The 25,245-nt window shown below is 66.9% G+C and carries 23 protein-coding genes and 1 pseudogene; 10 read left to right on the forward strand and 14 right to left on the reverse strand.

The genetic code is table 11. The annotated features are described in order from the left end of the window. Positions 1–131: 131 nt before the first annotated feature. From HNQ66_RS19915 to HNQ66_RS19925, 3 genes are all read right to left on the reverse strand, one after another. Positions 132–1,286: an MFS transporter gene (locus tag HNQ66_RS19915; protein WP_184145929.1), complete on the reverse strand. Its 1,155-nt coding sequence runs from the start codon at positions 1,284–1,286 to the stop codon at positions 132–134. Between the two features lie 78 nt (positions 1,287–1,364). Further along, positions 1,365–2,114 carry an RES family NAD+ phosphorylase gene (locus HNQ66_RS19920; protein WP_184145930.1) on the reverse strand — a complete coding sequence of 250 codons (750 nt, stop codon included), beginning with the start codon at positions 2,112–2,114 and terminating at the stop codon, positions 1,365–1,367. Further along, on the reverse strand, positions 2,074–2,448 hold the full coding sequence (locus HNQ66_RS19925; RefSeq protein ID WP_184145931.1) for an MbcA/ParS/Xre antitoxin family protein: 375 nt from the start codon (positions 2,446–2,448) through the stop codon (positions 2,074–2,076). Before HNQ66_RS19925 ends, HNQ66_RS19920 begins: the two co-directional genes overlap by 41 nt. 91 nt (positions 2,449–2,539) lie before the next feature. On the opposite strand from HNQ66_RS19925, the gene HNQ66_RS19930 reads away from it, so the two are divergent. After that, positions 2,540–2,824 (forward strand): GIY-YIG nuclease family protein, encoded by a 285-nt coding sequence (locus tag HNQ66_RS19930; protein ID WP_184145933.1) that lies wholly within the window; start codon positions 2,540–2,542, stop codon positions 2,822–2,824. A 244-nt stretch (positions 2,825–3,068) separates the two neighbouring features. Here the strand turns inward: HNQ66_RS19930 and HNQ66_RS19935 are convergent, their stop codons facing one another. Both HNQ66_RS19935 and HNQ66_RS19940 read right to left on the reverse strand, forming a co-directional pair. Continuing rightward, complete coding sequence (locus tag HNQ66_RS19935; RefSeq protein WP_184145935.1) at positions 3,069–3,245, reverse strand: hypothetical protein; 177 nt, start codon at positions 3,243–3,245, stop codon at positions 3,069–3,071. Positions 3,246–3,372: 127 nt separating this feature from the next. After that, positions 3,373–3,795, reverse strand: a complete 423-nt coding sequence (locus HNQ66_RS19940; protein ID WP_184145937.1) for an organic hydroperoxide resistance protein — start codon at positions 3,793–3,795, stop codon at positions 3,373–3,375. A gap of 115 nt (positions 3,796–3,910) precedes the next feature. Between HNQ66_RS19940 and HNQ66_RS19945 the strand changes: the two genes are divergently transcribed. The 6 genes from HNQ66_RS19945 (at position 3,911) to rnd (ending at position 11,149) form a co-directional block, all read left to right on the forward strand. Further along, complete coding sequence (locus tag HNQ66_RS19945; protein ID WP_184145939.1) at positions 3,911–4,402, forward strand: MarR family winged helix-turn-helix transcriptional regulator; 492 nt, start codon at positions 3,911–3,913, stop codon at positions 4,400–4,402. 94 nt (positions 4,403–4,496) lie between these two features. Then, positions 4,497–6,449 carry a sensor histidine kinase gene (locus tag HNQ66_RS19950; protein WP_184145941.1) on the forward strand — a complete coding sequence of 651 codons (1,953 nt, stop codon included), beginning with the start codon at positions 4,497–4,499 and terminating at the stop codon, positions 6,447–6,449. After that, complete coding sequence (locus tag HNQ66_RS19955; RefSeq protein ID WP_184145943.1) at positions 6,418–6,792, forward strand: response regulator; 375 nt, start codon at positions 6,418–6,420, stop codon at positions 6,790–6,792. The genes HNQ66_RS19950 and HNQ66_RS19955 overlap by 32 nt, the downstream gene beginning before the upstream one ends. Before the next feature lie 221 nt (positions 6,793–7,013). Continuing rightward, positions 7,014–8,243: an MFS transporter gene (locus HNQ66_RS19960; RefSeq protein ID WP_184145945.1), complete on the forward strand. Its 1,230-nt coding sequence runs from the start codon at positions 7,014–7,016 to the stop codon at positions 8,241–8,243. 77 nt (positions 8,244–8,320) lie between these two features. After that, positions 8,321–9,712, forward strand: coding sequence for a multicopper oxidase domain-containing protein (locus HNQ66_RS19965; protein ID WP_184145973.1), 1,392 nt, complete (start codon positions 8,321–8,323; stop codon positions 9,710–9,712). 291 nt (positions 9,713–10,003) lie between these two features. Beyond that, positions 10,004–11,149, forward strand: a complete 1,146-nt coding sequence (rnd, locus tag HNQ66_RS19970; protein ID WP_184145974.1) for a ribonuclease D — start codon at positions 10,004–10,006, stop codon at positions 11,147–11,149. Positions 11,150–11,343: 194 nt separating this feature from the next. Here rnd and HNQ66_RS19975 read toward each other — a convergent pair whose 3' ends face one another. The 6 genes and pseudogenes from HNQ66_RS19975 to HNQ66_RS23630 form a co-directional block, all read right to left on the reverse strand. Continuing rightward, positions 11,344–11,928 carry a DUF922 domain-containing Zn-dependent protease gene (locus tag HNQ66_RS19975; RefSeq protein ID WP_184145947.1) on the reverse strand — a complete coding sequence of 195 codons (585 nt, stop codon included), beginning with the start codon at positions 11,926–11,928 and terminating at the stop codon, positions 11,344–11,346. Next, entirely contained in the window at positions 11,925–13,448 is a 1,524-nt protein-coding gene (locus HNQ66_RS19980) for a Ppx/GppA family phosphatase (protein ID WP_184145949.1), read from the reverse strand. Before HNQ66_RS19980 ends, HNQ66_RS19975 begins: the two co-directional genes overlap by 4 nt. 10 nt (positions 13,449–13,458) lie before the next feature. Next, entirely contained in the window at positions 13,459–15,678 is a 2,220-nt protein-coding gene (locus tag HNQ66_RS19985; protein WP_343059575.1) for an RNA degradosome polyphosphate kinase, read from the reverse strand. A gap of 274 nt (positions 15,679–15,952) precedes the next feature. After that, entirely contained in the window at positions 15,953–16,639 is a 687-nt protein-coding gene (gene hdaA / locus HNQ66_RS19990; protein WP_184145953.1) for a DnaA regulatory inactivator HdaA, read from the reverse strand. Positions 16,640–16,669: 30 nt separating this feature from the next. Beyond that, entirely contained in the window at positions 16,670–17,788 is a 1,119-nt protein-coding gene (locus HNQ66_RS19995; protein WP_184145955.1) for an AI-2E family transporter, read from the reverse strand. Between the two features lie 126 nt (positions 17,789–17,914). Beyond that, positions 17,915–18,080, reverse strand: a pseudogene (locus HNQ66_RS23630) (bifunctional diaminohydroxyphosphoribosylaminopyrimidine deaminase/5-amino-6-(5-phosphoribosylamino)uracil reductase RibD); the annotation flags it as partial. 115 nt (positions 18,081–18,195) lie between these two features. On the opposite strand from HNQ66_RS23630, the gene purM reads away from it, so the two are divergent. Together purM and purN are read left to right on the forward strand one after the other, a co-directional pair. Continuing rightward, positions 18,196–19,269 carry a phosphoribosylformylglycinamidine cyclo-ligase gene (gene purM, locus HNQ66_RS20000; protein WP_184145957.1) on the forward strand — a complete coding sequence of 358 codons (1,074 nt, stop codon included), beginning with the start codon at positions 18,196–18,198 and terminating at the stop codon, positions 19,267–19,269. After that, complete coding sequence (gene purN, locus HNQ66_RS20005; RefSeq protein WP_184145958.1) at positions 19,266–19,931, forward strand: phosphoribosylglycinamide formyltransferase; 666 nt, start codon at positions 19,266–19,268, stop codon at positions 19,929–19,931. Before purM ends, purN begins: the two co-directional genes overlap by 4 nt. Positions 19,932–20,072: 141 nt before the next feature. Here purN and HNQ66_RS20010 read toward each other — a convergent pair whose 3' ends face one another. Continuing rightward, a complete protein-coding gene (locus HNQ66_RS20010; RefSeq protein WP_184145960.1) occupies positions 20,073–20,849 on the reverse strand; it encodes a L,D-transpeptidase in 777 nt (258 codons plus the stop codon). Positions 20,850–21,094: 245 nt separating this feature from the next. On the opposite strand from HNQ66_RS20010, the gene HNQ66_RS20015 reads away from it, so the two are divergent. Further along, complete coding sequence (locus HNQ66_RS20015) at positions 21,095–22,054, forward strand: glutathione S-transferase family protein (protein ID WP_184145961.1); 960 nt, start codon at positions 21,095–21,097, stop codon at positions 22,052–22,054. Positions 22,055–22,240: 186 nt separating this feature from the next. On the opposite strand, the gene HNQ66_RS20020 is transcribed toward HNQ66_RS20015, so the two are convergent. After that, positions 22,241–23,866: a cisplatin damage response ATP-dependent DNA ligase gene (locus tag HNQ66_RS20020; protein ID WP_184145962.1), complete on the reverse strand. Its 1,626-nt coding sequence runs from the start codon at positions 23,864–23,866 to the stop codon at positions 22,241–22,243. 200 nt (positions 23,867–24,066) lie between these two features. After that, positions 24,067–25,077 (reverse strand): ligase-associated DNA damage response exonuclease, encoded by a 1,011-nt coding sequence (locus HNQ66_RS20025; protein WP_184145963.1) that lies wholly within the window; start codon positions 25,075–25,077, stop codon positions 24,067–24,069. Between the last annotated feature and the right edge of the window lie 168 nt (positions 25,078–25,245).

Here is a 25,245-nt window from a genome sequence, read left to right on the forward strand (position 1 = left end):
CCAACCCCTCCCCACAAGGGGGAGGGACTTACCGTGCAGCACGCCCGGCGGAAAATTTCGGGCGAGGAGCAAGCCTCTCGTTTTCTCCCCCCTTGTGGGGGAGATGCCCGGCAGGGCAGAGAGGGCCTTTCCTACCGCCGCCGCGAAAACACCAGCGCGGCGGTGAAAACGGCAAGGCCGAGGCCGACGGAGAGCGGGCCTGCGGTCGGCCCGCCCGCCTCCATGATGGCGCCCGTCAGGCCCGAGCCGGTGGCGCTTCCCGCCGCGTAGACGAGCGCGAAGGCGGCCGAGCCCGCGACCAGCATCGCGCCGTTGTAGCGTTCGCCGAGCATGGTCAGCGCGCAGGTATAGAGCGAGAAGACGGCCGCGCCCATCACGGCGAACACCACCAGGATCGCGATTTCCGAGGTCAGCATCGGCAGGACGAGGTAGCTCGCGGCGGCGGTGCCGACGGCGGCGAGCGCCACCCGTTCGCGCGGCAGCCGGTCGAGCAGCACGCCGATGAAGGGCTGTGCAAGCGCCGTGGGCAGCGCCAGCACCGTCACGCTGACGGCGGCGAAGGCCTCGCTGTAGCCCATCTTCACGAAATAGACCGGCATGGCGGAGATCGCCGCGATATCGGCGAAGCCGAAGACGAAGACCATGCCGACGAGAAGCGGCGCCGCCTTGAAGAAGCGGAAGACATCGGCCGTGGAGGACGGCTCCGGCACCGTCTTCGTGGAGAACATCAGCATGCCCGTCGCGAAGGCGACGATGGCGAGGTAGACCGCCGTCAGCGCGAAGCCGAGCCCGCCGGCGCTGCCGAAGAGCGGAATGGCGAGCGGCCCGGCGGCGAACCCCGCGCAGATGCCCATGCCGTAGAGGCCCGAGACGCGGCCGCGCAGCCGGTCCGGGCAGGCGGCGTTGAGCCAGGCTTCGCCGAGCATGAAGATGACGCTGGCGAAGAAGCCGAGCAGGGAGCGCGCAAGGCTCCAGACCGTGAACGAGGCCGAGGCCGCGAAGGTGGCAAGGCAGAGCGAGCAGATGGCGAGGCTGGCGATGATGAGCCGGTCGGCGCGCCAGCGCGCGGTGAGCCCGCCGATGAGCAGCGTGGAGGCCCCCATGCCGGCGGCATAGGCGATGGCGTTGACGCCGATCATCGAGGAGGAGTAGCCGCGCGCCTCCAGCGTCAGCGAGACGAGCGGATAGGTGAGCCCCTGCGCCACCGAAAAGGCGGTCGCGCCGAGCACGACGGCGACAATGGCCGGCCAGTCCGGCGAAAGGACGGTCGAAGACGAGGTCTGCATGAAGGGCTCCCTGCCGCATCGCAGGGCGGCGCGCGACCATATCTGCAGGAACGCGCCGTGGGAAGCGCCCTGCCCGCGCTAGGCGATGCGCGGATCGGCGCGGAAATCCTCGCGGGAAAAGCCGATGCGGCGCGGCGGGTGATCGCACAGCGCCTGCACGCCGAGGGCGGAAAGCCGGATGCGCCAGGTCTGGCGCTCCACCGGCTTCGGCGCGGCGAAGGCCTTCGCCGTCAGCAGCGCCATGTTGGTGCCGCCGGCCGGATCGCGCACCGAGCGGTAGAGGATGGCGGCAAGGCCTGCCGCACGCGCACCGTCGGCGAGCGACTGGCAGGCGGCGTAGTCGGTCGGGTGGGTCCGCAGGCCCGCATCCCGGTCGAGCGGCGGGCGGGTGAGGTCGAGCGCTTCTTCCGTCGCGACCGCGGCGGAAAAGGCGGTGTAGTCGGCGGCGTTGGCCGGCAGCGGCGTTGCGGGCGATTCGGCAAAGAAGAGCAGCCGGTAGAAGGCCATTTCGGCCAGCGCCGTCTCCACCGAGAGCGCCGCATAGTAGACGCCGAGGGTGCGCCCTGCCCGGCGGAAGCGCGAGCCGTATGGATAGGCCGCGCCGTAGCGGAAGGGCGTGGCGAGCAGGTAGTCGAGCCCGGCGCATTCGGGCGGCAGCACGGGCTTGCTCTCTTCGAGGATGTCTTCCAGCAGCGCCTGCTCGTCCAGCGTATCGACGAGCTTCAGCGTCGAGACGCGGTGCTGCGCCTCGACGAAGCGCCAGACCGGACCCGAAAAGGGCCGCGCCTCAGACGAGAGCGCGGCGGGCGTCCAGATAGGCAAGGACATCGACAAGGCCGGAAATGGAAACGATGCGGTCGACGGGACGCGCGCCGAGCGCGCTGTTGTCCGCCGTCATCCAGGCGCGCGCGACCGTCTCGTCGCCGCCGGCAATGGCGTCGAGCGAGCGGAAGAGCCGCACCAGCAGCACCGCCAACTCGAAGGGCTTCGTGCCGCGCTCCAGCAGCACGTCCTGCCGCTTCAGCCGCGACACCGTCGCCTCGGACACGCCGATGACCGCCGAGAGGATGCGCGCCGTCAACCCCAGCCGCTCCGCCGCATTGACGGCCGCCTTGGTGAGCACAGTGCCTTCGTCGATTTGGGGTGCGGGTTTGCGGTGCATGGGGACGCTCCTTTCACGAGAAAGAATATAGGCTGTATTTTTCTAATGACAAGAGCTTGACCGTGAAGGCAAGGCCAAGCAAGTTTCCCGCATGGCGGGTTATGTCTATATCCTCACCAACCAGAAGCACGGAACGCTCTATATCGGCGTGACGTCCGAGCTTGAGCGCCGCATCTACGAACATCGCGAGGGTCTGACGCCCGGCTTTTCATCGCGATACGGATGCGCCCGCCTCGTCTGGTACGAGGAGCACGACAGCATCGGCACGGCCATCCAGCGGGAGAAGTCGCTGAAGCGGTGGTACCGGCAGTGGAAGATCGACCTGATCGAGGCGATGAACCCGGAGTGGCGGGATTTGTACCTGGAGCTGTGGTGAGGGCGTGCCGTGGGGTGTGGATCCTCGGGTCAAGCCCGAGGATGACGATAGGAGGGGAGAAGCGGGCAAAAGCGGCGGCGTCGAATGCCGCACCGTCAAACATGCCACAGCACCTGATGGACGGGAATCCTTCTCCTCCCCTCCGTCATCCTCGGGCTTGACCCGAGGATCCACGCCCCACGGCACGCCAAAAAACCCCGGACGCAGGGAGCATCCGGGGTTCCGGGGAGGTCGGCGCTGAGCGTTACCTGCAGACCTTGATCTTCCTGACGATCACGTTGCCGTAGTAATCGTAGGACTTCACCTTCTTAATGAAGCAGTGCGGCTTGTAGCCGTAGCTGTAGTAGCCGGCCTCGGAGGGCGCGGCGAAGGAAACGGCGGCGATGGCTGCGATGGCGGCGGAAACGATGATCTTGCGCATGGGTCTCTCCTGATCTCTTGAGGATGAGCCTCTCTCATCCGGTGATCGGAATGTCCCATATCGCCCCGCCCGGCGCTGTTCCTTGAGGAACAGGGCCGCCGGGAATGCCGGCGGCCCTGCGGAACGGTCAGGCGATCGTCGTCTTGACGTCGAGGTTGCCGCGCGTGGCGTGGCTGTAGGGGCAGACGACGTGGGCCTTCTTCACGAGGTCTTCCAGGACGGCCTTGTCGACGCCGGGGGCGGAGACTTCCAGCGAAGCCTCGATGCCGAAGCCGCCGCCGTCCTCGCGCGGGCCGATGCCGACGGTCGCCGTCACCTTGGCCTCGTCCGGGATCTTCACCTTCTCCTTGCCGGCGACGAACTTCAGCGCACCGAGGAAGCAGGCGGAATAGCCGACCGCGAAGAGCTTTTCCGGGTTGGCGCCCGTCGCGCCGTCGCCGCCGAGTTCCTTCGGCACGGTCAGCGTCACGTCGACGGTGCCGTCCTCGGTTGCGCCGTGGCCGGCGCGCCCGCCGGTTGCATGAGCTTTGGTCCTGTAGAGAATGGGCATGGATGTCTCCTTCCGTTCCGTCGTTGATGATGGCAGTTCAATAGCGTAAAATTAGATTGCGCGCAATATGATTTTGCAAATTGCAATTTTGCCCCTTTCCTGCGATAATAACAGGATGAGCGACAAACGTGACGAAGCTGAGACGAACGACATTCCCGCCGGCCTGCTGGCGCTCGACCAGCAGCTCTGCTTTGCCGTCTATGCCGCGGCCCATGCGCTCAACCGCACCTACAAGCCGCTGCTCGATCCCTACGGCCTCACCTACCCGCAATATATCGTGCTGATGACGCTGTGGGAGGAGGACGGGCGCACGGTCAAGGCGCTGGGCGCGACGCTGGGGCTCGATTCCGGCACGCTCTCCCCTCTCCTCAAGCGGCTGGAGGCGGCCGGCTTCATCCACCGCGCCCGCGACAGGAGCGACGAGCGGCAGGTGCTGGTGACCCTTACCGACAAGGGCCGCGCCATGCGGCACGAGGCCCTTTCCATCCGCATGGAGATCGGCAAGGCGACCGGCTGCTCCGTCGAGGCCCTCACGGCGCTGACGGCGGAGCTCCAGACCCTGACGCGGCGGCTGGAGACAGGCGAGGCGCACGACGACGCGGCCTGACGGATTTCTTGCCGGCATCACCTTACGGGACCTGTTCGCGATTCAACCTTCGCGCTAGAGTGCGCGCGGCGGGAGGGAACGCCGCGGGGGCCGGATGAACAGGGAATGGTCGTGGAAGAAGGCGAATATCATGGCGGGCCTGTGGTGCCTTGCCGTGGGCCTCGCCATGATGGCGCTGTGGCTCGCCAAACCCGCGGAGCTCGCCGCCGGCCATCCCGCCGTCTTCGGCATGAAGTTCAACGCGGCGCTCGCCTTTTCCGTCATGGGCGTCGCGCTTCTGCTTGCCGCGCGTGAATTCCACCGCCTGCCGGCGCTGATGCTGGCGCTCGTCTTCCTCTACGGCGCGGCGGCCCTGTCGCAGCACCTCTTCGGCATCGACACGGGCATCGACACGGCGCTGAACGTGCCCTTCGTCGACATCGGCACCAGCGTGCCGGGGCGCATCGCGCCCAACACGGCGCTGTGCTTCATGCTGACGAGCCTTGCGCTCGGCCTGCGCGCGCTGCAGAGGCGCAACGGCCTCGTGCCGGTGGGACTGGGCTTCGCCACCTTCGTCATCGCCGCCGTCGCGCTGCTCGGCTATGTGATCGCGCTGGATTTCGCGCATGACTGGATCCGCTTCACGCGCATGTCGCTGCAGAGCGCGAGCTGTTTCTTCATCCTCGCCATCGCCATCATCTTTTCCGGCAAGGAGCCGGCGGGCTACCACCGGGCGGTGCTGGCCGGCGCCCTCGGCGCGCTCAGCTATCTCCTCCTGCTCGCCATGACCTATTTCGAGCTGGCGCGCTACGAATCCTCCTTCGGCATCACGTTTTCCAGCGGCGGAACGAACGCCCGCTCGACGCTCTCCTCGCTGGTGCTGATTTCCGCCGCGCTCTACGGCGGCCTGATGGTGCACCTCTACCTCTCCTCGCGCCGCTCGCGGGCGATGGCGGCGGACCTCGCCGCCCACCGCATCCGCCTTGCCGCCATCATCGCCAACGCGGTGGACGGCATCATCACCATCGACGAGCGCGGCGTCGTCCTGTCGGTCAACCCCGCCTCGGAGCGCATCTTCGGCTACGGCGCGGAGGAGATGGTGGGCCGCAACGTCAAGATGCTGATGCCCGAGCCCTACCGCAGCGAGCACGACCGCTACATCGCCAACTACCAGCGCGGCGGCGAGGCGAAGGTCATCGGCATCGGCCGCGAGGTGGAGGGCCGGCGCAAGGACGGCTCGACCTTCCCGCTCGACCTTGCCGTCGCCAAGCTGGAGCTCGGCGACACCGTGCTCTACAGCGGCACCGTGCGCGACATCTCCGAGCGCAAGGCGAGCGAGCAGGCGCTGCTCGACGCCAATGCGGAGCTGGAGGAATTCGCCTACCGCACCTCGCACGACCTGCGTTCGCCGATCGCCTCCTCGCTCGGCCTCCTCGGCATCTCGCGCGACATGCTGGCGGAGGGCGACCTTCCCGCGCTCGGCCAGACGCTCCAGCGCATGGAGGGCAATTTCCGCCGCCTCGACCATCTCATCCAGAACATCATCACCATCACGCGCAACCGGCTGATGGAAGAGGACACGCAGCCGATCGACCTTCGCGCGCTCGTCGCCGAATCGATCGACGCCCTCTCCCACCTCGACGAGTTCAAGCGGATCCGCATCGAAAATCATGTGCCGGCGGAATTGACAATCGAAAGCAAGCCATCGAAATTCCAGGTCATCGTCGGCAACATGCTCTCCAACGCGGTCAAGTATCACGACCCGAAGGAGGCCGAGCCGGCGATCGACGTCCGCGCCGTCCGCCATGCCGGCAGGGTGCGGCTGTCGGTGGAGGACAACGGCCTGGGCGTTCCGCCCGCCAGCCGCCATTTGTTGTTCAAGATGTTCAAACGGCTGCACCCCAACCGATCCTTCGGCAGCGGGCTCGGCCTCTACATATTGAGAAAGAGTGCGGAATCCCTCGGCGGGACCGCCCTTTACGAAGCAAAAGATAAGGGCAGCCGGTTCATCATCGAACTGCCCGACGGGGACCATAATGAAAATCCACTCGATCCTGGTCGTCGATGACGACGAGAACGACCAGTTCATCTGCGAATACACGATCCGCAAGTTCGATCCGTCGATCCGCGTGATCAAGGCCTTCGACGGCACCGAAGCGCTCGACGTGCTGCGCCGCGAGACGCCGGACGCCATCATCCTCGACATCAACATGCCGGTGATGAACGGCTTCGAGTTCCTCGACCGCTATGCCGAGGAATTCGAGGTGCACGCCCCCGTCGTCGCCATGCTCACCAGCTCCCACCTCGGCAAGGACCGCGAGCGGGCCATGCAATACGCCTTCGTCAAGAGCTACTTCGAAAAGCCGCTGCAGGCGGATCATCTGCGCGTCATGGCGGAGTTGCTGGAGTAATTGACGCTTCGGGGTGAAGCCACCCCCTCTGGCCTGCCGGCCATCTCCCCCACAAGGGGGGAGATTGAATCATGGTACCGCCTTGCCCCAAGCCGATCTCCCCCCTTGTGGGGGAGATGTCCGGCAGGACAGAGGGGGGTGCAAGGGCACGGCGCCCAAAATTTCATCACCCACAACGCTTTCCCTCTCCCTTTCCGCAAAACCTCCGCCATAGTGCCGCGATGTCGACGCTTCGCCCGCTGATTCCCCTTCTCGTCACCGCTGGCATCCTGATCGGGGGCAACGGGCTGCAGGGCACGTTCATTGCGCTCAGGGCCTCGCAGGAGGGGTTCTCCACCGCGCTGATCGGCCTTCTCGGCGCCGGCTACAGCATCGGTTTCGCCATCGGCTGCATCTATGTGACGCGCGTGCTGCGGGCCATCGGCCATATCCGCACCTTCGCGGCCATGGCGGCTATCGCGTCCGCCTCGGCCATCGCCATGGCGCTCGTCATCGATCCCTTCTTCTGGTTCGCCCTGCGGCTTGTGACCGGCATCTGCATCGCCAGCCTCTTCGCCACCGTCGAAAGCTGGCTGAACGCCGCCGTCACCAATGCCAACCGGGCGCGCACGCTCTCGCTCTACCGCCTCGTCGACCTCGGCTCGGTCACGGCCGCGCAATATGTCATGGCGGGCGTCGGCATCGGCGGCTTCGACCTCTTCGCCATCATCGCCATGGCGCTGTCGCTCTCGCTGGTGCCGATCTCGCTGGCCGACCGCTCCAGCCCCACCGTGCCGGAAGCCATCCGCTTCGACGTGAAGAAGCTCTGGAACATCTCGCCGCTCGCCACCATCGGCTGCATCGTCGTCGGCCTCACCAATGCCGCCTTCCGCAATCTCGGGCCGATCTACGCGCACGACATCGGCCTTTCGGTGACGGCCATCGCCAGCTTCATGAGCGCCGGCATCGTCGGCGGCGTGGTGCTGCAATATCCACTCGGCATCTATTCCGACCGGCTGGACCGGCGCCTCGTCATCCTCGTCGCCACGCTCGGCTCGACGCTCGCCGCCCTCTACCTCGCCTTCCTTGCCGGCGGCAACGAATGGAAGAACATGGTCGGCATCTTCGTCTTCGGCGCCTTCGCCATGCCGCTCTATTCGCTCTGTTCGGCCCATGCCAACGACCATGCGGGCGCAGGCGAGCATGCGCTGGTCTCGGCCGGGCTCCTGTTCTTCTGGTCCTGCGGGGCGATCATCGGCCCGCTCTTCGCCTCCGTCCTGCTGGAGGCCTTCGGCCCGTCGGCGCTCTTCCTCTACACCGCCGTCGTGCTCGTCGCCTTCATGGCCTATACGGGGCTGCGCATGGGCGCGCGCCCGCCCGTGCCCGCCGGCCCGCGGCGCAGCCGCTTCCGCGCGCTCCTGCGCACCTCGCTGTTCTTCAACAAGCTCGCCGCGCCCGACCGGGAGACGTAAACTGCGGCAATTCGCGTGGCCGCCGCTTATTGCTGAGCGGCCGCCTCAGGTTTAGAAGCGGGGCAAGCACCGGAGGGATTGCCATGCTGACACGCCGCACGCTGATGAAGGGCGCACTCGTTGCCGGGGCCTATGCCGGCGGGATCGGCCTTGCCGGCAATCTCGGCGGTTCTGCGCGCGCAAAAGCCGCGACCAGCCTTGCCGCCCGCCGCACCGAGGCGATGCTGACCGAGCACGGGCCGACGAAGGGCGCCATGACCTACGGCGACGGCGAGGTGCCGCCGGTGCTGCGCCTTCGCCGGGGAGACCCCTTCGCGCTGAGGCTCGACAACCGGCTGGACGAGCCGACCACCATCCACTGGCACGGTCTTCGCATCGACAACAGGATGGACGGCGTGCCCTTCCTCACCCAGCCCTATGTCTACGGCGGCGACGGCTTCGACTATGCCTTCACCCCGCCCGATGCCGGCACCTACTGGTATCACCCCCATTGCAACACGCTCACGCAGATGGGCCGCGGCCTTGCCGGCGTCCTCGTGGTGGAAGACCCGTCCGATCCCGCCTTCGACGCGGAGATCGTGCTGAACCTTCGCGACTGGCGGCTCGGCGGCGACGGGCAGTTCATCGCCCAGTTCCGCCCACGCGATGCCGCGCGCGCCGGCACCTTCGGCACGGTGCGCACCGCCAACTGGCGCCAGTCGCCGCAATACGACGCGCCGGCGGGCGGGCTGGTGCGCCTGCGCCTCGCCGCGACCGACGTCACCCGCATCCTCGCCCTTTCGGTCGAGGGGGCGGAGGCCACGGTGATCGCCCGCGACGGCAATCCCGCCCGGGAGCGCTTCGCGCTCGACCACCTGATGATCGGCCCCGGCCAGCGGCTCGACCTTGCCCTGCGCATGCCTGATGCGGAAGGCACGGTCGCCGTGCTGAGGGACCTGCGCGGCACGAAGCCGGCGGCGCTCGCCAGCTTCCGGGCCGTCGGCGCCTCGCTGAAGCGCGACGTGCGCGACCTGCCGGCGCTGGCCGCCAATCCCCTGCCCGAGCCCGACCTTTCCGCCGCAACGCAAATCCCCTTCATCCTCAGCGCGTCTGCCGAGGAGCGGCCGAAGGACGGCATCTGCGGCTCGCTCGGCTACAATTTCTGGGCCATCAACAAGGTGCCGTGGGCGGACGATTCAGGCGACCCGACCGCCCCGCTCGCCGAGATGAAGGCGGGCCGCACCTACATATTCAACGTCGAGAACCCGACGCCGCAGCTTCACCCGCTGCACCTGCACGGCCTCGTCTTCCGGCCGATGAATTCCAACAAGCAGGCGATCCGCCCGCATTTCTCCGACACCTACCTCATCCAGCCCGACGAAAAGGTGCAGCTCGCCCTCGTCGCCGACAATCCCGGCGACTGGGTGTTCCACTGCCACATCATCGAGCACCAGAAGACCGGCATGACAAGCTATGTGCGGGTGACGTGACGGGCGTGCCGTGCGGCCGTGGATCCTCGGGTCGAGCCCGAGGATGACGGTGGGGAGGAAGCGGTTTCCGTCCATCCGGCGGTGCGGCATGCGGGATCGCCCCTTGTTGTCGCGCCTTCTCTTCTTCCGTCATCCTCGGGCTCGACCCGAGGATCCACGCCCCGCCCGCAGCGCCCGCGACACCCCTTTCCGGTTGCAGGCGGGCAAGTTTTTGATTGTGGCAAAACCGTGGACCGTCTAAAGCTGCCCCATCAAAAACATAAGAAAGTTGCGCCCGAGCCCGCCATGCAGATCATCGAGACAACCGCAGCCCTTCGCGACGCCTGTGAGACGCTCGCCCGTTCCGAGTATCTGACGATCGACACGGAGTTCCTGCGGGAGACGACGTTCTGGCCGGAGCTCTGCCTCATCCAGCTCGCCGGACCCGAGACCGAGGTGATCGTCGATCCGCTCGCCAAGGGTATCGACCTTGCCCCCTTCTTCGAGCTGATGGCCAATCCCGCCGTACTGAAGGTGTTCCACGCCGCGCGGCAGGACATCGAGATCATCGTCAACCGCGGCAACCTCATTCCGCACCCGATCTTCGACACGCAGGTTGCCGCCATGGTCTGCGGCTTCGGCGACAGCGTCTCCTACGACCAGCTCGTGCAGAAGATCAAGGGCGTGCATATCGACAAGTCCTCGCGCTTCACCGACTGGAGCCGCCGGCCACTCACCGAAAAGCAGCTCGAATATGCGCTGGCCGACGTCACGCATCTGCGCGACGTCTATCTCGCGCTCAAGGAAAAGCTGGAAAGCGCCGGCCGCTCGCTGTGGCTGACGGAGGAAATGGCGGTCCTGGAATCGCGCGACACCTACGACCTGCACCCGGACGACGCCTGGAAGCGCCTGAAGATGCGCGTCAAGAAGCCGATGGAGCTGGCCGTCCTGCAGAAGGTCGCCGCCTGGCGCGAACGCGAGGCGCGCGCGCGCAACGTGCCGCGCTCGCGCATCCTCAAGGACGACACGATCTACGAGATCGCCCAGCAGCAGCCGGCCGACGCCGAGGCGCTGGCGCGCCTTCGCACCATCCCCAAGGGCTGGGAGCGCTCGCAATCGGGCGCTGCGCTGCTCGAGGCCGTCGGCGAGGCGCTTGCCATCCCGAAGGCCGACCTGCCGCGCCTGCCGCGCCAGAACCATGTGCCGGAGGGCGCGGCCGCCGCCAGCGAGATGCTGAAGGTGCTTTTGAAGATCGTCGCGGAAAAGCAGGGCGTCGCCGCCAAGATCATCGCCAATTCCGACGACCTCGAAAAGATCGCCGTCGACGGCGAGAACGCCGAAGTCGCCGCCCTCAGCGGCTGGCGCCGCGACCTCTTCGGCGAAACCGCCCTCAACCTCATCTCCGGCAAGGTGGCGCTGCGCTTCATCGACAAGAAGATCGAGGCGGTGGAGCTTTAACCGAAGGCCCTCTCTGCCCCTGCAAAGGTCGCAATCGCCTATCGACTGAAGACCCCTCCCTAAATCCCTCCCCACAAGGGGGAGGGACTTAACCCGCGGCACACTCGGCGTTCAAAAATCGAGGGAAAAGCAGGCTGCCAGCCTTTCTCCCCCCTTGTGGGGGAGATGCCGGCAGGCAGAGAGGGTCTTGGGCGTTACTGCGGGTCGACCAGTTGCAGGATGAGCTGGTGGACGTTGCCGCCGTCGCTCATTTCGGCCTTGTCGAAATCGCGGCTGCGGGCGCGTTCGGCTTTCGAGAGTTCGCCGAGGCGGGCCTGGAGCTGAGGGCGGATCTTCCAGCAGTCCGGGTCGTCCTCGACGCGCATGCCGACGCTCATCGCCTCGATGTCGCGCACGAGCTCCTTGATGAAATCGCCGTGCACCTTCTCATGCGCGGTGACGCCGGCGATGAAGGTGTCCCAGCGGTCCTTCACCGGGCCGGAGAGCTTGGTCTTCAGCTTCGGCAGCGTGTAGGTGATGACGAGCTTCGGCCTGTTGACCGTGATGACGCAGGCTCTGCCCTGCCGCTCGTACCTGCGCGTCCAGGTGAGCTTGAAGCCGGTATGGGCGATGACGCGGCCGGCGCCGAGCTTCGGGCCGTTCGCGCCGATCGACTGGTAGATTTCAAGGCCCGTCGTGCCCGTCACCGCATAGGGCACCACCTGCTCCACGGCCTGCCAGTCCGCGGCCGCGGCGCCCGTGGCGAAGAAAAGGCCGGCGGCAAGGAAAAGGCCCCTCATCGCAGGAACTTGAAGGCGAGTTTCTTGCCGGTGAGCCTAGCGAGTTGCTGGAGGCGGCCGTCGAGGCGTTCTCCGGCAAGCTCGGCATAATCCGCCGGCACGGCAAATTCGAGGTCCACGTCCGGCTGGCTCGCCTTGCGGAAGGCAAGGTGCGGCACGACGCCGGGCATGGAGGCGGAGAAGAGGTAGACGACGCGCAGGAGGCCGCCGACGAGCTTGGCCAGCTCGCGAAGGCGGGGCGTCGCGATACCGGCCAGCGAGCTGCTGACGGCATCGTCGTTCAGCCCCTCGAAGCGGTAGTAATTGGTGAGCGCGATGAAGGCGCGGCCGGGGTGGGTGATGCCGATGAAGGTGCCGTGGGCGATGAGGTTCAGCGCCTGGAGGCCGCGGTAGTCCGGATGCGCGCGCCAGCTTATGTCGGCCAGCAGGCAGGCGGCCTCGCGGTAGCGGCGCTCCTCCTCCGTCTCGGCAATGCCGAAGAGCGGCATCATGCGGCCGGTCCATTCGGCAAGCTCGCGGGCGTGCTCGGGCGAGCGGGCGCGCAGGATGGCAAGCTCGCTTGCCGCGGCGATGAGCGGGTCGCGCGCCTTCTCCCGGTCCGGCAGCAGCGAATAGAGATAGCCTTCGCGCACGCCCTGCGCGGAGAAGAAGACCCGCGCGGGCTTCATGATGGCGATGGTCTCCTGCAGGGCGACGGCGCCGAAGGGCAGGAGATTGCGGCGGCCCTTGGAGATCGCCGAATAGGCCGGGTCCTTCTGGTCCTTGGCGGTCACGATATCCGTCAGGAAGTCCATGGCGTCGGAAAAGCCGAGCTCGTAGCCCTGGATCATGTGCAGCGGGTAGTTCTGTATCGCCATGTGCAGGGCGCCGATGGCGCGCCATGTGCCGCCGACGGCGTAGAAGGCGCGGCCCGCGCCGTGCTTGAGGAGGTTGGCGGTGCGCAGGTATTTTCGCGCGACGATGCGGGCCTGCGCGGGCGAGCCGCCGGAGGCTTCCGAAAGCCGGATGCCGCCGAGCGGCAGGGTGATGCCCTTGCCGATGGCGTTGCCGGCCACATCGATGAGTTCCAGCGAGCCGCCGCCGAGGTCGCCGACGATGCCGTCGGGATCGTGAAAGCCGCTGACGACGCCGAGGGCGGAGAAATAGGCCTCCTCCTCGCCGGTCAGGACACGCACCTTCTGGCCGAGGATCGCCTCGGCGCGGCGGATGAAATCGGGGCCGTTCTCCGCCTCGCGCGCGGCGGCGGTCGCCAGCGCGAACATGGTGGAGGTGCGGGCCTGCCAGGAGAGCGCCTTGAAGCGGTGAAGGGCGGCGAGCGCCCGCTCGACGCTTGCCGGATCCATGCGGCCGGTCTTGGCAATCCCCTTGCCGAGACCGCACATGACCTTCTCGTTGAAGAGGATCGCGGGGGCCCGGCTCATGCCCTCGTAGATGACGAGGCGAATCGAGTTGGAACCGATATCCACGACCGACACCGGGGCAATTCCAGGCAAACGCCCCTGGGCTTCAGATTCGACCATGCAGATCCGTTTATTTCTTCCGGCGGCCTTGCCAGCCCGCGATCGCCTTCGGTGCCGAGGACTTCAGGGCCTCGCCCCGGCCGGACAGGCTGGGGTTGGTCATGAAGTAGTGCTGAGCGTTGAACGGCTCGGCGCCGGGCTGCACTTCCATGCGCCGGGACGTTCCGTCCGCAAGGATCTCGTAGCTCTGCTGGTTATCGATAAGATTGCCCAGCATGATCTGCGAAAGAACCTGCTCATGCACCGTCCGGTTGATCAGAGGCACGAGTGTCTCGACCCGCCGGTCCAGATTGCGCGGCATCATGTCCGCCGAGCCTATATAGACCAGCGCCTTGTCGGAGGGAAGACCGTGGCCGTTGCCGAAGCAGAAGATGCGGGAATGCTCGAGGAACCGGCCGACGATGGACTTGACGCGGATGTTCTCCGAAAGGCCGGGAACCTGCGGGCGAAGGCAGCAGATGCCGCGCACGACGAGGTCCACTTCCACGCCCGCCTGGCTGGCGCGGTAGAGCGCGTCGATGATCTCGGGATCGACCAGCGAGTTCATCTTCATCCAGATCGCCGCCGGCGCGCCGTTCTTCGCATGGGCGATCTCCTCGTCGATGTGACGCAGGATGCGCGGGCGCAGCGTATAGGGCGAGAAGGCGAGCTTCATGCCGGCCTCCGGCTCGCCGTAGCCGGTGATGAAATTGAAGATGTTCGCCATGTCGTTGGCGATGGTGGGATTGCAGGTGAAGAAGGAAAGGTCGGTGTAGATCTTCGCCGTCACCGGATGGTAGTTGCCCGTGCCGAGGTGGCAATAGGTGCGCAGCCTGCCCTCCTCGCGGCGCACGATCAGCGACATCTTGGCGTGGGTCTTCAGCTCGATGAAGCCGAAGACGACCTGCACGCCGGCGCGCTCCAGGTCGCGCGCCCAGCGGATGTTCGCCTCCTCGTCGAAGCGGGCCTTGAGCTCGACCAGCGCCGTCACCGACTTGCCCGCCTCGGCGGCATCGATCAGCGCACGCACGATGGGACTGTCGTTGGAGGTGCGGTAGAGCGTCTGCTTTATCGCCAGCACGTCAGGATCGCGCGCAGCCTGGAGAAGGAACTGGACCACCACGTCGAAGCTCTCGTAGGGGTGGTGGACGACCATGTCCTTTTCGCGGATGGCGGCGAGGCAGTCTCCGGCGTGCTCTCGGACGCGTTCGGGAAATCGGGCATTGTAGGGCTCGAACCTCAGGTCCTCGCGCGGGGCCCTGGCGATCTCCGACAGCGTGTTGAGGGCGAGCAGGCCCGGAAGGACGGCGACGCGGTTGTCCGGCACGCCGAGCTCGCCGACCACGAAGCGGCGCAGCGATTCCGGCATTTCGGAATCGGTCTCGATACGGATCACCGAGCCGCGGCGGCGGCGCTTCAGCGCCGTCTCGAAGAAGCGCACGAGGTCTTCGGCCTCTTCCTCCACCTCGATATCGCTGTCGCGGATGATGCGGAAGGTGCCCGATCCGCGCACGATATAGCCGGGGAAGAGCCGGCCGATGAAGAGGCCGACGGCATCCTCCAGCGTGATGTAGCGGATCGCCCCGCCGGCATCCGGCAGGCGGATGAAGCGGTCGAGCGCGACCGGCAGGCGCAGGAGCGCCGTCATCGGCTCCTTGCCCATCGTGCTTTCGAGCTGCAGGCCGATGGAAAAGCCGAGGTTCGGGATGAACGGGAAGGGATGGGCCGGATCGATGGAGAGCGGCGTCAGCACCGGGAAGATCGACTGGTTGAACTCCTGCTGGAGCCAGACCTTGTCCTCGCTCGACAGCGCCGTCGGGCGGACGATGAGGATATCTTCCTTGGCGAGGTATTGCTGGAGCACGGCAAGCGAGGCCTGCTGCTCCATCTGGAGATTGTCGATCTCCTTGAGGATATCGTCGAGCTGCTCGGCCGCGGTCTTGCCGTCCGGGCTGCGGATGCCGACGCGCTGGCGCACCTGCCCTTCGAGGCCGGCGACGCGCACCATGAAGAACTCGTCGAGATTGGCGGCAGAGATGGAGAGGAAGCGCACGCGCTCCAGCAGCGGATGGGCGGTGTTCAGCGTCTCCTCGAGGACGCGGCGGTTGAACTGCAGCCAGGAGAATTCGCGGTTGATGAAGCGCTCGGGGCTCGCCATCAGGGCCTCGATGTCGACGCCTGCGCCCTCCGGCGCCGCACGGCCGGCGGGCTTTTCCTGAGCAAGGTCCGAAGTCGCTGTATCCATTTCCATTTCCGCCCGTTGACCGTCACCCGGCTCCTATCCCAGTTTGACGACGGAACTGTGACAGTCAATCCGGGGTGGTGGAATAAGGGGGGGGGCGACGCCGTGAAATACCCCCTCTGCCCTGCCGGGCATCTCCCCCACAAGGGGGGAGATTGGATGGAGCGAGGTTTCGCCCCTATCCGACGCTGCCGATTGAGTGGGGTTTTCGCCTCTTGCCGATCTCCCCCCTTGTGGGGGAGATGCCCGGCAGGGCAGAGGGGGGTGCTCCGGGATACGCCCCCTACTCCTCCCCGCCGACCATTTCGCCCAGCACCTCCTGCGCCAGCGCCCGCGTGATGCGGCTGCCGCGGGAAAGGGCGAGGCGGTCGAGGCGGTCCACCAGCGTCTGGGCGGCCTCCAGCGAGCGCTCCATGCGCGCGACGATATAGGCGACCAGCTTGTCGTCGACGAAGAGCTGGCGGTCGGCGAAGAGCTTGACGATGACCTGCGAGAGCAGTTCGTCGTCCGGCTCGCCGATCTCCACCACGGTCGCGGCCTTGAGGCGCGAGCGCAGGTCCGCAAGCTCGACCGGCCAGGACATCGGCCACAGCCGGCTGGTGATGAGCAGCGTGTGGCCGTGCTGGCGCACGTTGTTGATGACGTGGAAGAGCGTGCGGTCGTCGAAGCCGGCGCGGTCGGCATCCTCGATGAGGACGGGGCCGCGCTCGGCGGCCGCCTCCGCGCCCTCGCCCGGCTGCGCCAAGACCAGCGCCGCGCCAGCCTTCTCGCGCCAGATGGCGGCAAGGTGCGATTTTCCCGAGCCGACGGGGCCGGCGATGACCACGACGGGCGCCGGCCAGTGCGGCCAGGCGTCGATCATCGCCACGGCCGCGTCCACCGGCTTTGCGAGCAAAAGGTCGTCGCGCCCCGTCGCGGGGTCGTGCCCGAAGGCCAGCGGCAACTGTTCGGCGGTCTTGCGCGGGGTCATTGTCTTACTCGGATACACGTTTGCGGCCCGTTATTCTTCCGGCGTGCTCTCTTCGAGGAGAACGGGCTTGCTGGCCCCGTAATAGAGGTCGCTGTCAAGGTAGCGGCTGAGGCCGAAGCGGACAAGCACGCCCACGGCCGCGGCCGCCGGCACCGCGATCATCAGCCCGACGAAGCCGAACAGCGCGCCGAAGGCGACCAGCGCGAACATCAGCCAGACCGGATGCAGGCCGACGCGCGAGCCGACGAGCTTGGGCTGGAGGATGTTGCCCTCGATGAACTGGCCGGAGAAGAAGATGACGGCGATCAGCACGACCATCCAGTAATCCGGCCAGAACTGCACGACGGCGACGCCGATGGCCAGCACCAGCCCGACCAGCGAGCCGACATAGGGGATGAAGCTGATGACGCCGGCGAAAAGGCCGATCAGCAGGCCGAAATTCAGCCCCGCGAAGGAGAGCCCGATGCCGTAGTAGAGGCCGAGGATGATGCAGATGGAGCCCTGCCCGCGCACGAAGCCGGCGATCGCCGCATCCATCTCGGAGGCGATCTGGCGGACATTGTCGACATAGTCGCGCGGCACCCAGCTGTCGACCTTGGCGATCATGTGGTCCCAGTCGAGCAGCAGATAGAAGGCGACGACGGGCGTGACGACCAGAAGCGAGACGATGTTGACCAGCGCCATGCCGGAATTCCAGAGCTGCTTCATCACCGTGCCGAGGAAGCCCGCGCCCTCTGCGAGGATGGAGGAGAAGCTCTCCTTGATCGTGCCCATCTGGCTGCCGATCCATTTCGGCAGCAGGTCCGGGTTGAAGCTCGCCACGAGCTGCTGGAGCTGGGTGACGTAGCCCGGCAGCTTTTCCAGGAAATCGGCGGCCTGGGTTGCCAAGAGCGGGATGACGATCATCAGCGACAGGGCGAAGAGCACGACGAAGGTGATGAGGATCACCACCGTCGCCATCATGCGCGAGAGGCCGATGCGCTCCAGCCGGTCGGCCACCGGATCGAGGAAATAGGCGAGCGCCATGCCGGCGATGAACGGCAGCAGGATATCGGAAAAGATAAGGAGGAAGAGCACGAAGAAAGCGAGCGCGATGAGCCAGAAGATCGCCTGCCGCTTCAGTCCCGCGCCGCTGATATGGGCTGCCATCGCGCTTTTCCCGTGTTTGCCGTTTACATGAGGAGATAGGATGCGCGCCTGAGAAAGGTCAAGGCTGGGCGGGGAAATGGTCTCGTGGGGCCATGTTTTCCTCGGTTTCCCCAGAGCCAGCGGCTACCCCCCCTCTGCCCTGCCGGGCATCTCCCCCACAAGGGGGGAGATTGGATGGAGGGGCGTTTCGCCCATCTTTCACGTCGCAATTTGAGCGGGGTGCTCGCTTCTTGCCGATCTCCCTCCTTGTGGGGGAGATGCCCGGCAGGGCAGAGGGGGGTGTCGCCGCCGCGCCGCCGTCCCCCGCAATCCAGTGAAAAAATCCCCGCAATACCGGCATTCTCCTTGCACTTGCCGCCCCGCCATGCCAATCGGGCGCGAACAGCGCGCAAGCCGGAGGCGAGAGCATGAGCCAGTCGGGAAAGAACGGTCTGACCTATAGCGATGCGGGCGTCGACATCGACGCGGGCAACCTGATGGTCGAGAAGATCAAGCCGGCGGTGCGCTCCACCCGCCGCCCGGGCGCCGACGGCGAGATCGGCGGCTTCGGCGGGCTCTTCGACCTCAAGGCGGCCGGCTTTTCCGATCCGGTCCTCGTTGCGGCCAACGACGGCGTCGGCACCAAGCTGAAGATCGCCATCGACGCGGACCGGCACGACACGGTCGGCATCGACCTCGTCGCCATGTGCGTCAACGACCTCGTGGTGCAGGGCGCCGAACCCCTCTTCTTCCTCGACTATTTCGCGACCGGCAAGCTCGATCCCGAGCAGGGCGCGGCCATCGTCGAGGGCATCGCGGAAGGCTGCCGGCAGGCTGGCTGCGCGCTCATCGGCGGCGAGACGGCCGAAATGCCCGGCATGTATTCGCACGGCGACTACGACCTCGCCGGCTTTGCGGTCGGCGCGGCCGAGCGCGGCCGGCTGCTGCCGGCGGGCGACATTGCCGAAGGCGACGTCATCCTCGGCCTTGCCTCCTCGGGCGTCCATTCCAACGGCTATTCGCTGGTGCGCAGGATCGTCACGCTCTCGGGCCTTGCCTGGGACGCGGCGGCTCCGTTCGACGGCGGAAAGAGCCTCGGCGAGGCGCTGCTGACGCCGACGAAGATCTATGTGAAGCCGCTGCTGAAAGCGATCCGCGAGACGGGCGCGATCAAGGCGCTGGCGCATATCACCGGCGGCGGCTTCCCGGAGAACATTCCGCGCGTGCTGCCAAAACACCTTGCCGCCGAGATCGACCTTGCCGCCGTCAGGGCGCCGGCCGTGTTCTCGTGGCTCGCGAAAACCGGCGGCGTGGAAGCGACGGAAATGCTGCGCACCTTCAACTGCGGCGTCGGCATGATCGCCGTGGTGCCGGAGGACAAGGCCGACGCGGTCGCCGCCGTGCTGGCCCGCGAAGGCGAAAGCGTCTTCCGCCTCGGCCGCATGGTCGCCCGCGCGGAAGGCGCGGCCGGCACGATCTACAAGGGCACGCTCGCCCTATGAGCGGCGCCCGCAAGCGCGTCGTCGCCTTCATCTCCGGCGGCGGCTCCAACATGCTGGCGCTGGCAAAAGCCTGCGCGGCGGCGGATTTCCCGGCGGAGATCGTCGCGGTCTTCTCCGACAAGGCGGAGGCCGGCGGGCTTGCGAAGGCCGAGGCGCTCGGCATTGCGACCCGCACCTTCCTGCGCCGGGATTTTCCCAGCAAGGAAGCGCATGAAGCGGCGATCCTCGATGCGCTCGATGCGCTCTCGCCGGATATCGTCTGCCTTGCCGGCTACATGCGCCTTCTCTCCGGCACTTTCATCCAGCGCCACGAAGGCCGCATCCTCAACATCCACCCGTCCCTGCTGCCGCTCTTTCCCGGCCTCCACACGCATCAGCGCGCCATCGACGCGGGCATGCGGATCGCCGGCTGCACGGTGCATTTCGTGACGGAGGGCATGGACGAGGGCCCGGCGATCGTGCAGGCCGCCGTGCCGGTGCTGCCGGCCGACACCGCCGACACGCTCGCCGCGCGCGTGCTGACGGTCGAGCACCGGAGCTACCCGCTGGCGCTGCGTCTCGTCGCGGAAGGCAATGTGCGGATGGAGGGCGGCAAGGCGGTTACGGCGGGGGATTTGCCGGCGCTGGACGGCGCGTGCCTGATTTCGCCGGCGGCGGGTTAGGTTCACCCCCCTCTGCCCTGCCGGGCATCTCCCCCACAGGTGGGGAGATTGAATCGTGGCACCGCCTCGCCCCAAGCCGATCTCCCCCCTTGTGGGGGAGATGCCCGGCAGGGCAGAGGGGGGTGCGCTACAAGTTCCCCCTCAGATCACCAGGATCGGCGCCTTGCCCTTCACGCGGTCGTAGAGATCGATGACGTCCTGGTTGAGCATGCGCACGCAGCCGGAGGAGACCGCCTTGCCGATGGATTTCCATTCCGGCGAGCCGTGCAGGCGGTAGAGCGTGTCCTTGCCGTTCTGGAAGATGTAGAGCGCGCGGGCGCCGAGCGGGTTGTTGAGGCCGCCGGGCATGCCGCCGTTGGCGCTCGAATATTTGATGAGTTCCGGCTGGCGCGCGACCATTTCGTCCGGCGGCGTCCATTTCGGCCAGGTCTGCTTCCACTGGATGACGCCACGGCCCGACCAGGCGAAGCCCTCGCGGCCGATGCCGACGCCGTAGCGCATGGCCCGGCCGTTCGGCAGGATGAGATAGAGGAAGCGGTTACCCGTATCGACGATGATCGTGCCCGGCTTTTCGGCGAAGGGGCTTTCGACCTCCTGCCGGTAGAAGCGCGGGTCGATCTGCTGGTAGGGCACGGCCGGCACCTGGAAGCCGCCGTCGCTCACCGGGCCGTAGATCGAGGCGTATTGCGAGGATTCGGGCAGAAGGCCCGAGGGCGGCGTCTGGCCGTAGAGGCCGATCGGCCCCCTGTTGTCGATATATTCCGGCCGGCCTTCCAGCGCGGAATTGCGGAAATAGGGCCGCGTCTCGTAGCGGAAGCGATCGGTGTTCATGGAGGAGGTGCAGCCGGCAAGGCCGCCTGCCATGGCAAGGCCGGTGAACTGCAGGAAGCGGCGGCGGGAGAGCGCGGTGTCGGTCATGAAGAGCGTCGGTATCCGTTTTGCGGAAGGAGAAAATGAAGGCGAGAGCTGAATCACTAACTAACGAGGCGCCAATTAGGTCCACAATCCTGCCCCAAATGTGGCATTTGCGGCTGACCTGTGGCTTGCGGGCATCATTTTTCGGCGTCCCGCCCGCTTTGTGAACGCTGTGTCAAACGGCGGCGCGATTGCCCTTCGCACGCGCGGGGAATACCTCAGGGGACACGACGAAAGGAAGGTGCACGATGCTCGTCAACGGCAAGTGGACGCAAGACTGGCAGCCGGTTCAGGCGATCGACGCCAAGGGCGGCTTCGTGCGGCAGGTCTCCAGTTTCCGCAACTGGGTGACGCCGGACGGCAGCGCCGGCCCGACCGGCGAAGACGGCTTTGCCGCCGCCAAGGGCCGCTATCACCTCTATGTCGCCTATATCTGCCCCTGGGCCTCGCGCACGCTGATCGCCCGCAAATTGAAGAAGCTGGAGGACGTCGTTTCCGTCTCGGTCGTCGAGCCGGTGCTGTCCGACGAGGGCTGGCGCTTCGGCGACTATCCGGGATCAAACCGCGACGACCTTAACGGCGCGACCTATCTCCACGAGCTCTATTCCCGCGCCGAGCCCACCTTCACCGGCCGGGCCACCGTGCCCGTGCTGTGGGACAGGGAAAGGAAGACCATCGTCAACAACGAATCCGCCGATATCGTGCGCATGCTGAACAGCGGCTTCGGCGCGCTTTCGGACGAGAGCGTCGACTTCTATCCCGAGGCGCTGCGCGGCGAGATCGACGGGCTGAACGAACGCATCTATCCCGCCCTCAACAACGGCGTCTACCGCGCGGGCTTCGCCACCACGCAGGTCGCCTACGAGGAGGCCTATCAGGGCGTTTTCGCCATGCTGGACGAGCTGGAGGCCCGCCTTGGCGACGGACGGGCTTTCCTGACGGGCGAGACCTTCACCGAGGCCGACATCCGGCTCTTCGTCACGCTCATCCGCTTCGATGCGGCCTATTACGGCCTCTTCAAGTGCAACCGCCGGCGCCTTGCCGACTATCCGGCGCTTTCGGCCTATACGCGGCGCGTGCTCGATCTGCCCGGCGTGCGCGGGACGGTGAACATCGACCATATCAAGCAGGGCTATTATTCGATCAAGGCGCTCAACCCGAACCGCATCGTGCCGCTGGGGCCGGATCTTTCCGCGCTGGGGTTCTAACAAGGCCGCGTTCCTGGGTTACCCCCCTCTGCCCTGCCGGGCATCTCCCCCACAAGGAGGGAGATCGGCTAGAGGCAGCAACCCTGCTCAAATCGCAGCGCTAGAGAGTGGCGAAACAGTGCTCCATCCAATCTCCCCCCTTGTGGGGGAGATGTCCGGCAGGACAGAGGGGGGTGTTAAGCCCCCCTACCCCTCCTTCGCCTCCACCATCGCCATCAGCGTCTCCAGCCGGTCGGCATCGGCCGGCAGCTTGTCCTCTCTCAGCCGCGCGATGCGGGGGAAGCGCATGGCGACGCCGGATTTGTGGCGGGTGGAGCGGTTGATGCCCTCGAAGGCGACTTCCAGCACGAAGCCGAAGCCGGGCTCGGCGCGCACCGCCCGCACGGGACCGAAGCGGTCCGTCGTGTTGTTGCGCACGAAGCGGTCGAGCACTTCCAGTTCCGCATCGGTGAAGCCGAAATAGGCCTTGCCCACCGGCACCAGCACGTCGCCGCCCTCGCCCTCCGTCCACACGCCGAAGGTGAAATCGGAATAGTAGCTGGAGCGCTTGCCGTGGCCGCGCTGGGCATACATCATCACCGCGTCGATATTGTAGGGATCGCGCTTCCACTTGAACCACGGCCCCTTGAGGCGGCCGGCCTGGTAGGGGCTGTCGAGCCGCTTGATCATCACCCCCTCGATCACCGGGTCGGGCGGCTCGCGGCGCAGCGCCTCCAGTTCTCCCCAGTTCGAGAAGGGCACGAGCGGCGAGAGATCGAAGCGGTCGTGCGGGGCCTTGTCGATGAGGCCGGAAAGCCGGGCGCGGCGGGCGGTGAAGGGGTTCGGCCGCACGTCCTCCTCGCCGTCGAAGAGCACGTCGTAGGCGCGCACGAAGGCGGGATAGTCCTCCAGCATCCTGCCCGTGACGGTTTTGCGATTGAGGCGCTGCTGGAGATCGGAGAAGGTGCGCGTCGGGCTGTTGGTGCGCGCCGTGCCGCCGACCAGCAGCTCGCCGTCGATGACGCCTTCGAAGCCGACGGCCTCCAGCACATCCGGGAAGGCGGCGGAGATGTCGTCGCCGGAGCGCGAATAGAGCCGGCGCGTCGCGCCCGCGGCGGAAAGCTGCACGCGGATGCCGTCCCATTTCCATTCGGCGGCGAAATCGGTGGGGTCGAGCGCATCGAGGTCGCCCTCGCCCACCGGGTTTGCCAGCATGACGGAATGGAAGATGGCGGGCGTCGCCAGCACCGGGCGTTCCGCGCGGCCCTCCAGCCAGGCGAAGAGCGGCTCGTAGGGCGGGGAAAGGCCGTGCCACAGCGTCTCGATCTCCGCGACGTCCTTGCCGGAGAAATCGGCGAGCGCCTGCTTGGCGAGGCGCGCCGAGACGCCGATGCGCAGGCCCCCGGTCGCGAGCTTCAGGAAGGCGAAGCGGGCGGAAGGGTCGAGCCGGTCGAGAAGATCGCGCACGGCGGCGCGCACCTCCGTGCGGCCGAGCGAATTCATGCGGGCGACGACCGCGCCGAGCCGCGGTTCGTCCGCCTCCGGCGGCAGGTCCTTCCGCTCCTCGCTCCAGACCAGCGCGATGGTCTCGGCAAGGTCGCCGACATAGTCGTAGGAATAGCGGAACAGCACCTCGTCCATGCGCTCCAGCACGAGCTCGCGCAGCAGCGCGGGCTTGACGCCCTTCAAGTCCAGCGTGCCGGCAATGGCGGCAAGGCCGTAGCCGCGGTCGGGATCGGGCGTATCGCGGAAATAATCGGCGAGCAGCTTCAGCTTGCCGTTGCGCGCGGGGGTGAGGACGAGGCGGTCGAGGAGGGTTGCGAAGGCTTTCATGGGCGGGCGCCTCCGACAGGGCACCGTGGCGGATGGGCCCCCCCCCTCTGCCCTGCCGGGCATCTCCCCCACGAGGGGGGAGATCGGCTTGGGGCGAAGCGGTGCCACGATTCAATCTCCCCACCTGTGGGGGAGATGCCCGGCAGGGCAGAGGGGGGTAAGCCACGCCCGCATCGCTCAACCCGGAAAGACGAAATCATTCAATCCCCCTCATCCTCATAGCCCACCAGATGCAGCGGCCGCGCGGGTATGCCGGTAAGCTCGCACCAGCGCACCAGCGCCTCCTCGCGGCCGTGCGTCACCCAGACCTCGCTGGGCGCGAGCTCGCGGATCGTGGCGGTGAGTTCCGGCCAGTCGCAATGGTCGGAGATGACGAGCGGCAGTTCGACGCCGCCCTGTTTCGCCCGCTGGCGCACCATCATCCAGCCGGAGGCGAAGGCGACAAGCGGCTCGTTGAAGCGGCGCGCCCAGCGGTCGGCGAAGGCCGAGGGCGGGCCGACGACGACGGCGCCGCGGAAATCGGCGGGGCTGCTCTTTTCGAGCGTTGCGGGGCGAAGCTCGCCGAGGTCGATGCCGCGGCCGACATAGTAGTCGCACAGCCGCGCGAGCGAGCCGTGGATATGGATCGGCGCGTCATGGCCGCAGTCGCGCAAAAGGCGGATGACGCGCTGCGCCTTGCCGAGCGAATAGGCGCCGACGAGATGGGTGCGCTCGGGAAATTGCCTGAGCGAGGTGAGGAGCTTGCCGATCTCGGCCTTCGGGTCCGGGTGGTGGAAGACCGGCAGGCCGAAGGTCGCCTCGGTGATGAAGACGTCGCAGGGGACCGGCTCGTAGGGCGCGCAGGTCGGATCGGTGCCACGCTTGTAGTCGCCCGAGGCGACGATGGTGAGGCCGCTCTTCTCCACGGCGATCTGCGCGGAGCCGAGCACATGGCCGGCCGGGTGGAAGGAGACGGCGACGCCGGAAAGGTCGATGCGCTCGCCGAGGGCGGCGGCCTGCATGGTGCCGCAAAAGTCCTCGCCGTAGCGGATCGCCATGATGTCCAGCGTCTCGCGCGTCGCCAGCACCGCACCGTGGCCGGCCCGGGCATGGTCGGCATGGCCGTGGGTGATCAGCGCCCTTGCGACGGGGCGCACGGGGTCGATGTAGAAATCGCCGGCCGGGCAATAGAGGCCGGCGGGCGCCGGGCGAAGGAGCTGGTCTGGCTTCATGGCGGGGAAGATAGCGGCTTTTGCGCCGGCTTCCAGTGGGAGGATGGTGGATGGCGTGCCCGGCGGGTGGATCCTCGGGTCAAGCCCGAGCAACTGTGTTTGTGATGTCAAGTACGCACTGGTTTGTTGTCCCTGATAGCGGCATTGAGCGTGACGAGCAGGCGCCTT

Origin of the sequence: Shinella fusca (assembly GCF_014203155.1) — a bacterium.
In the GTDB taxonomy this organism is placed as follows: domain Bacteria; phylum Pseudomonadota; class Alphaproteobacteria; order Rhizobiales; family Rhizobiaceae; genus Shinella; species Shinella fusca.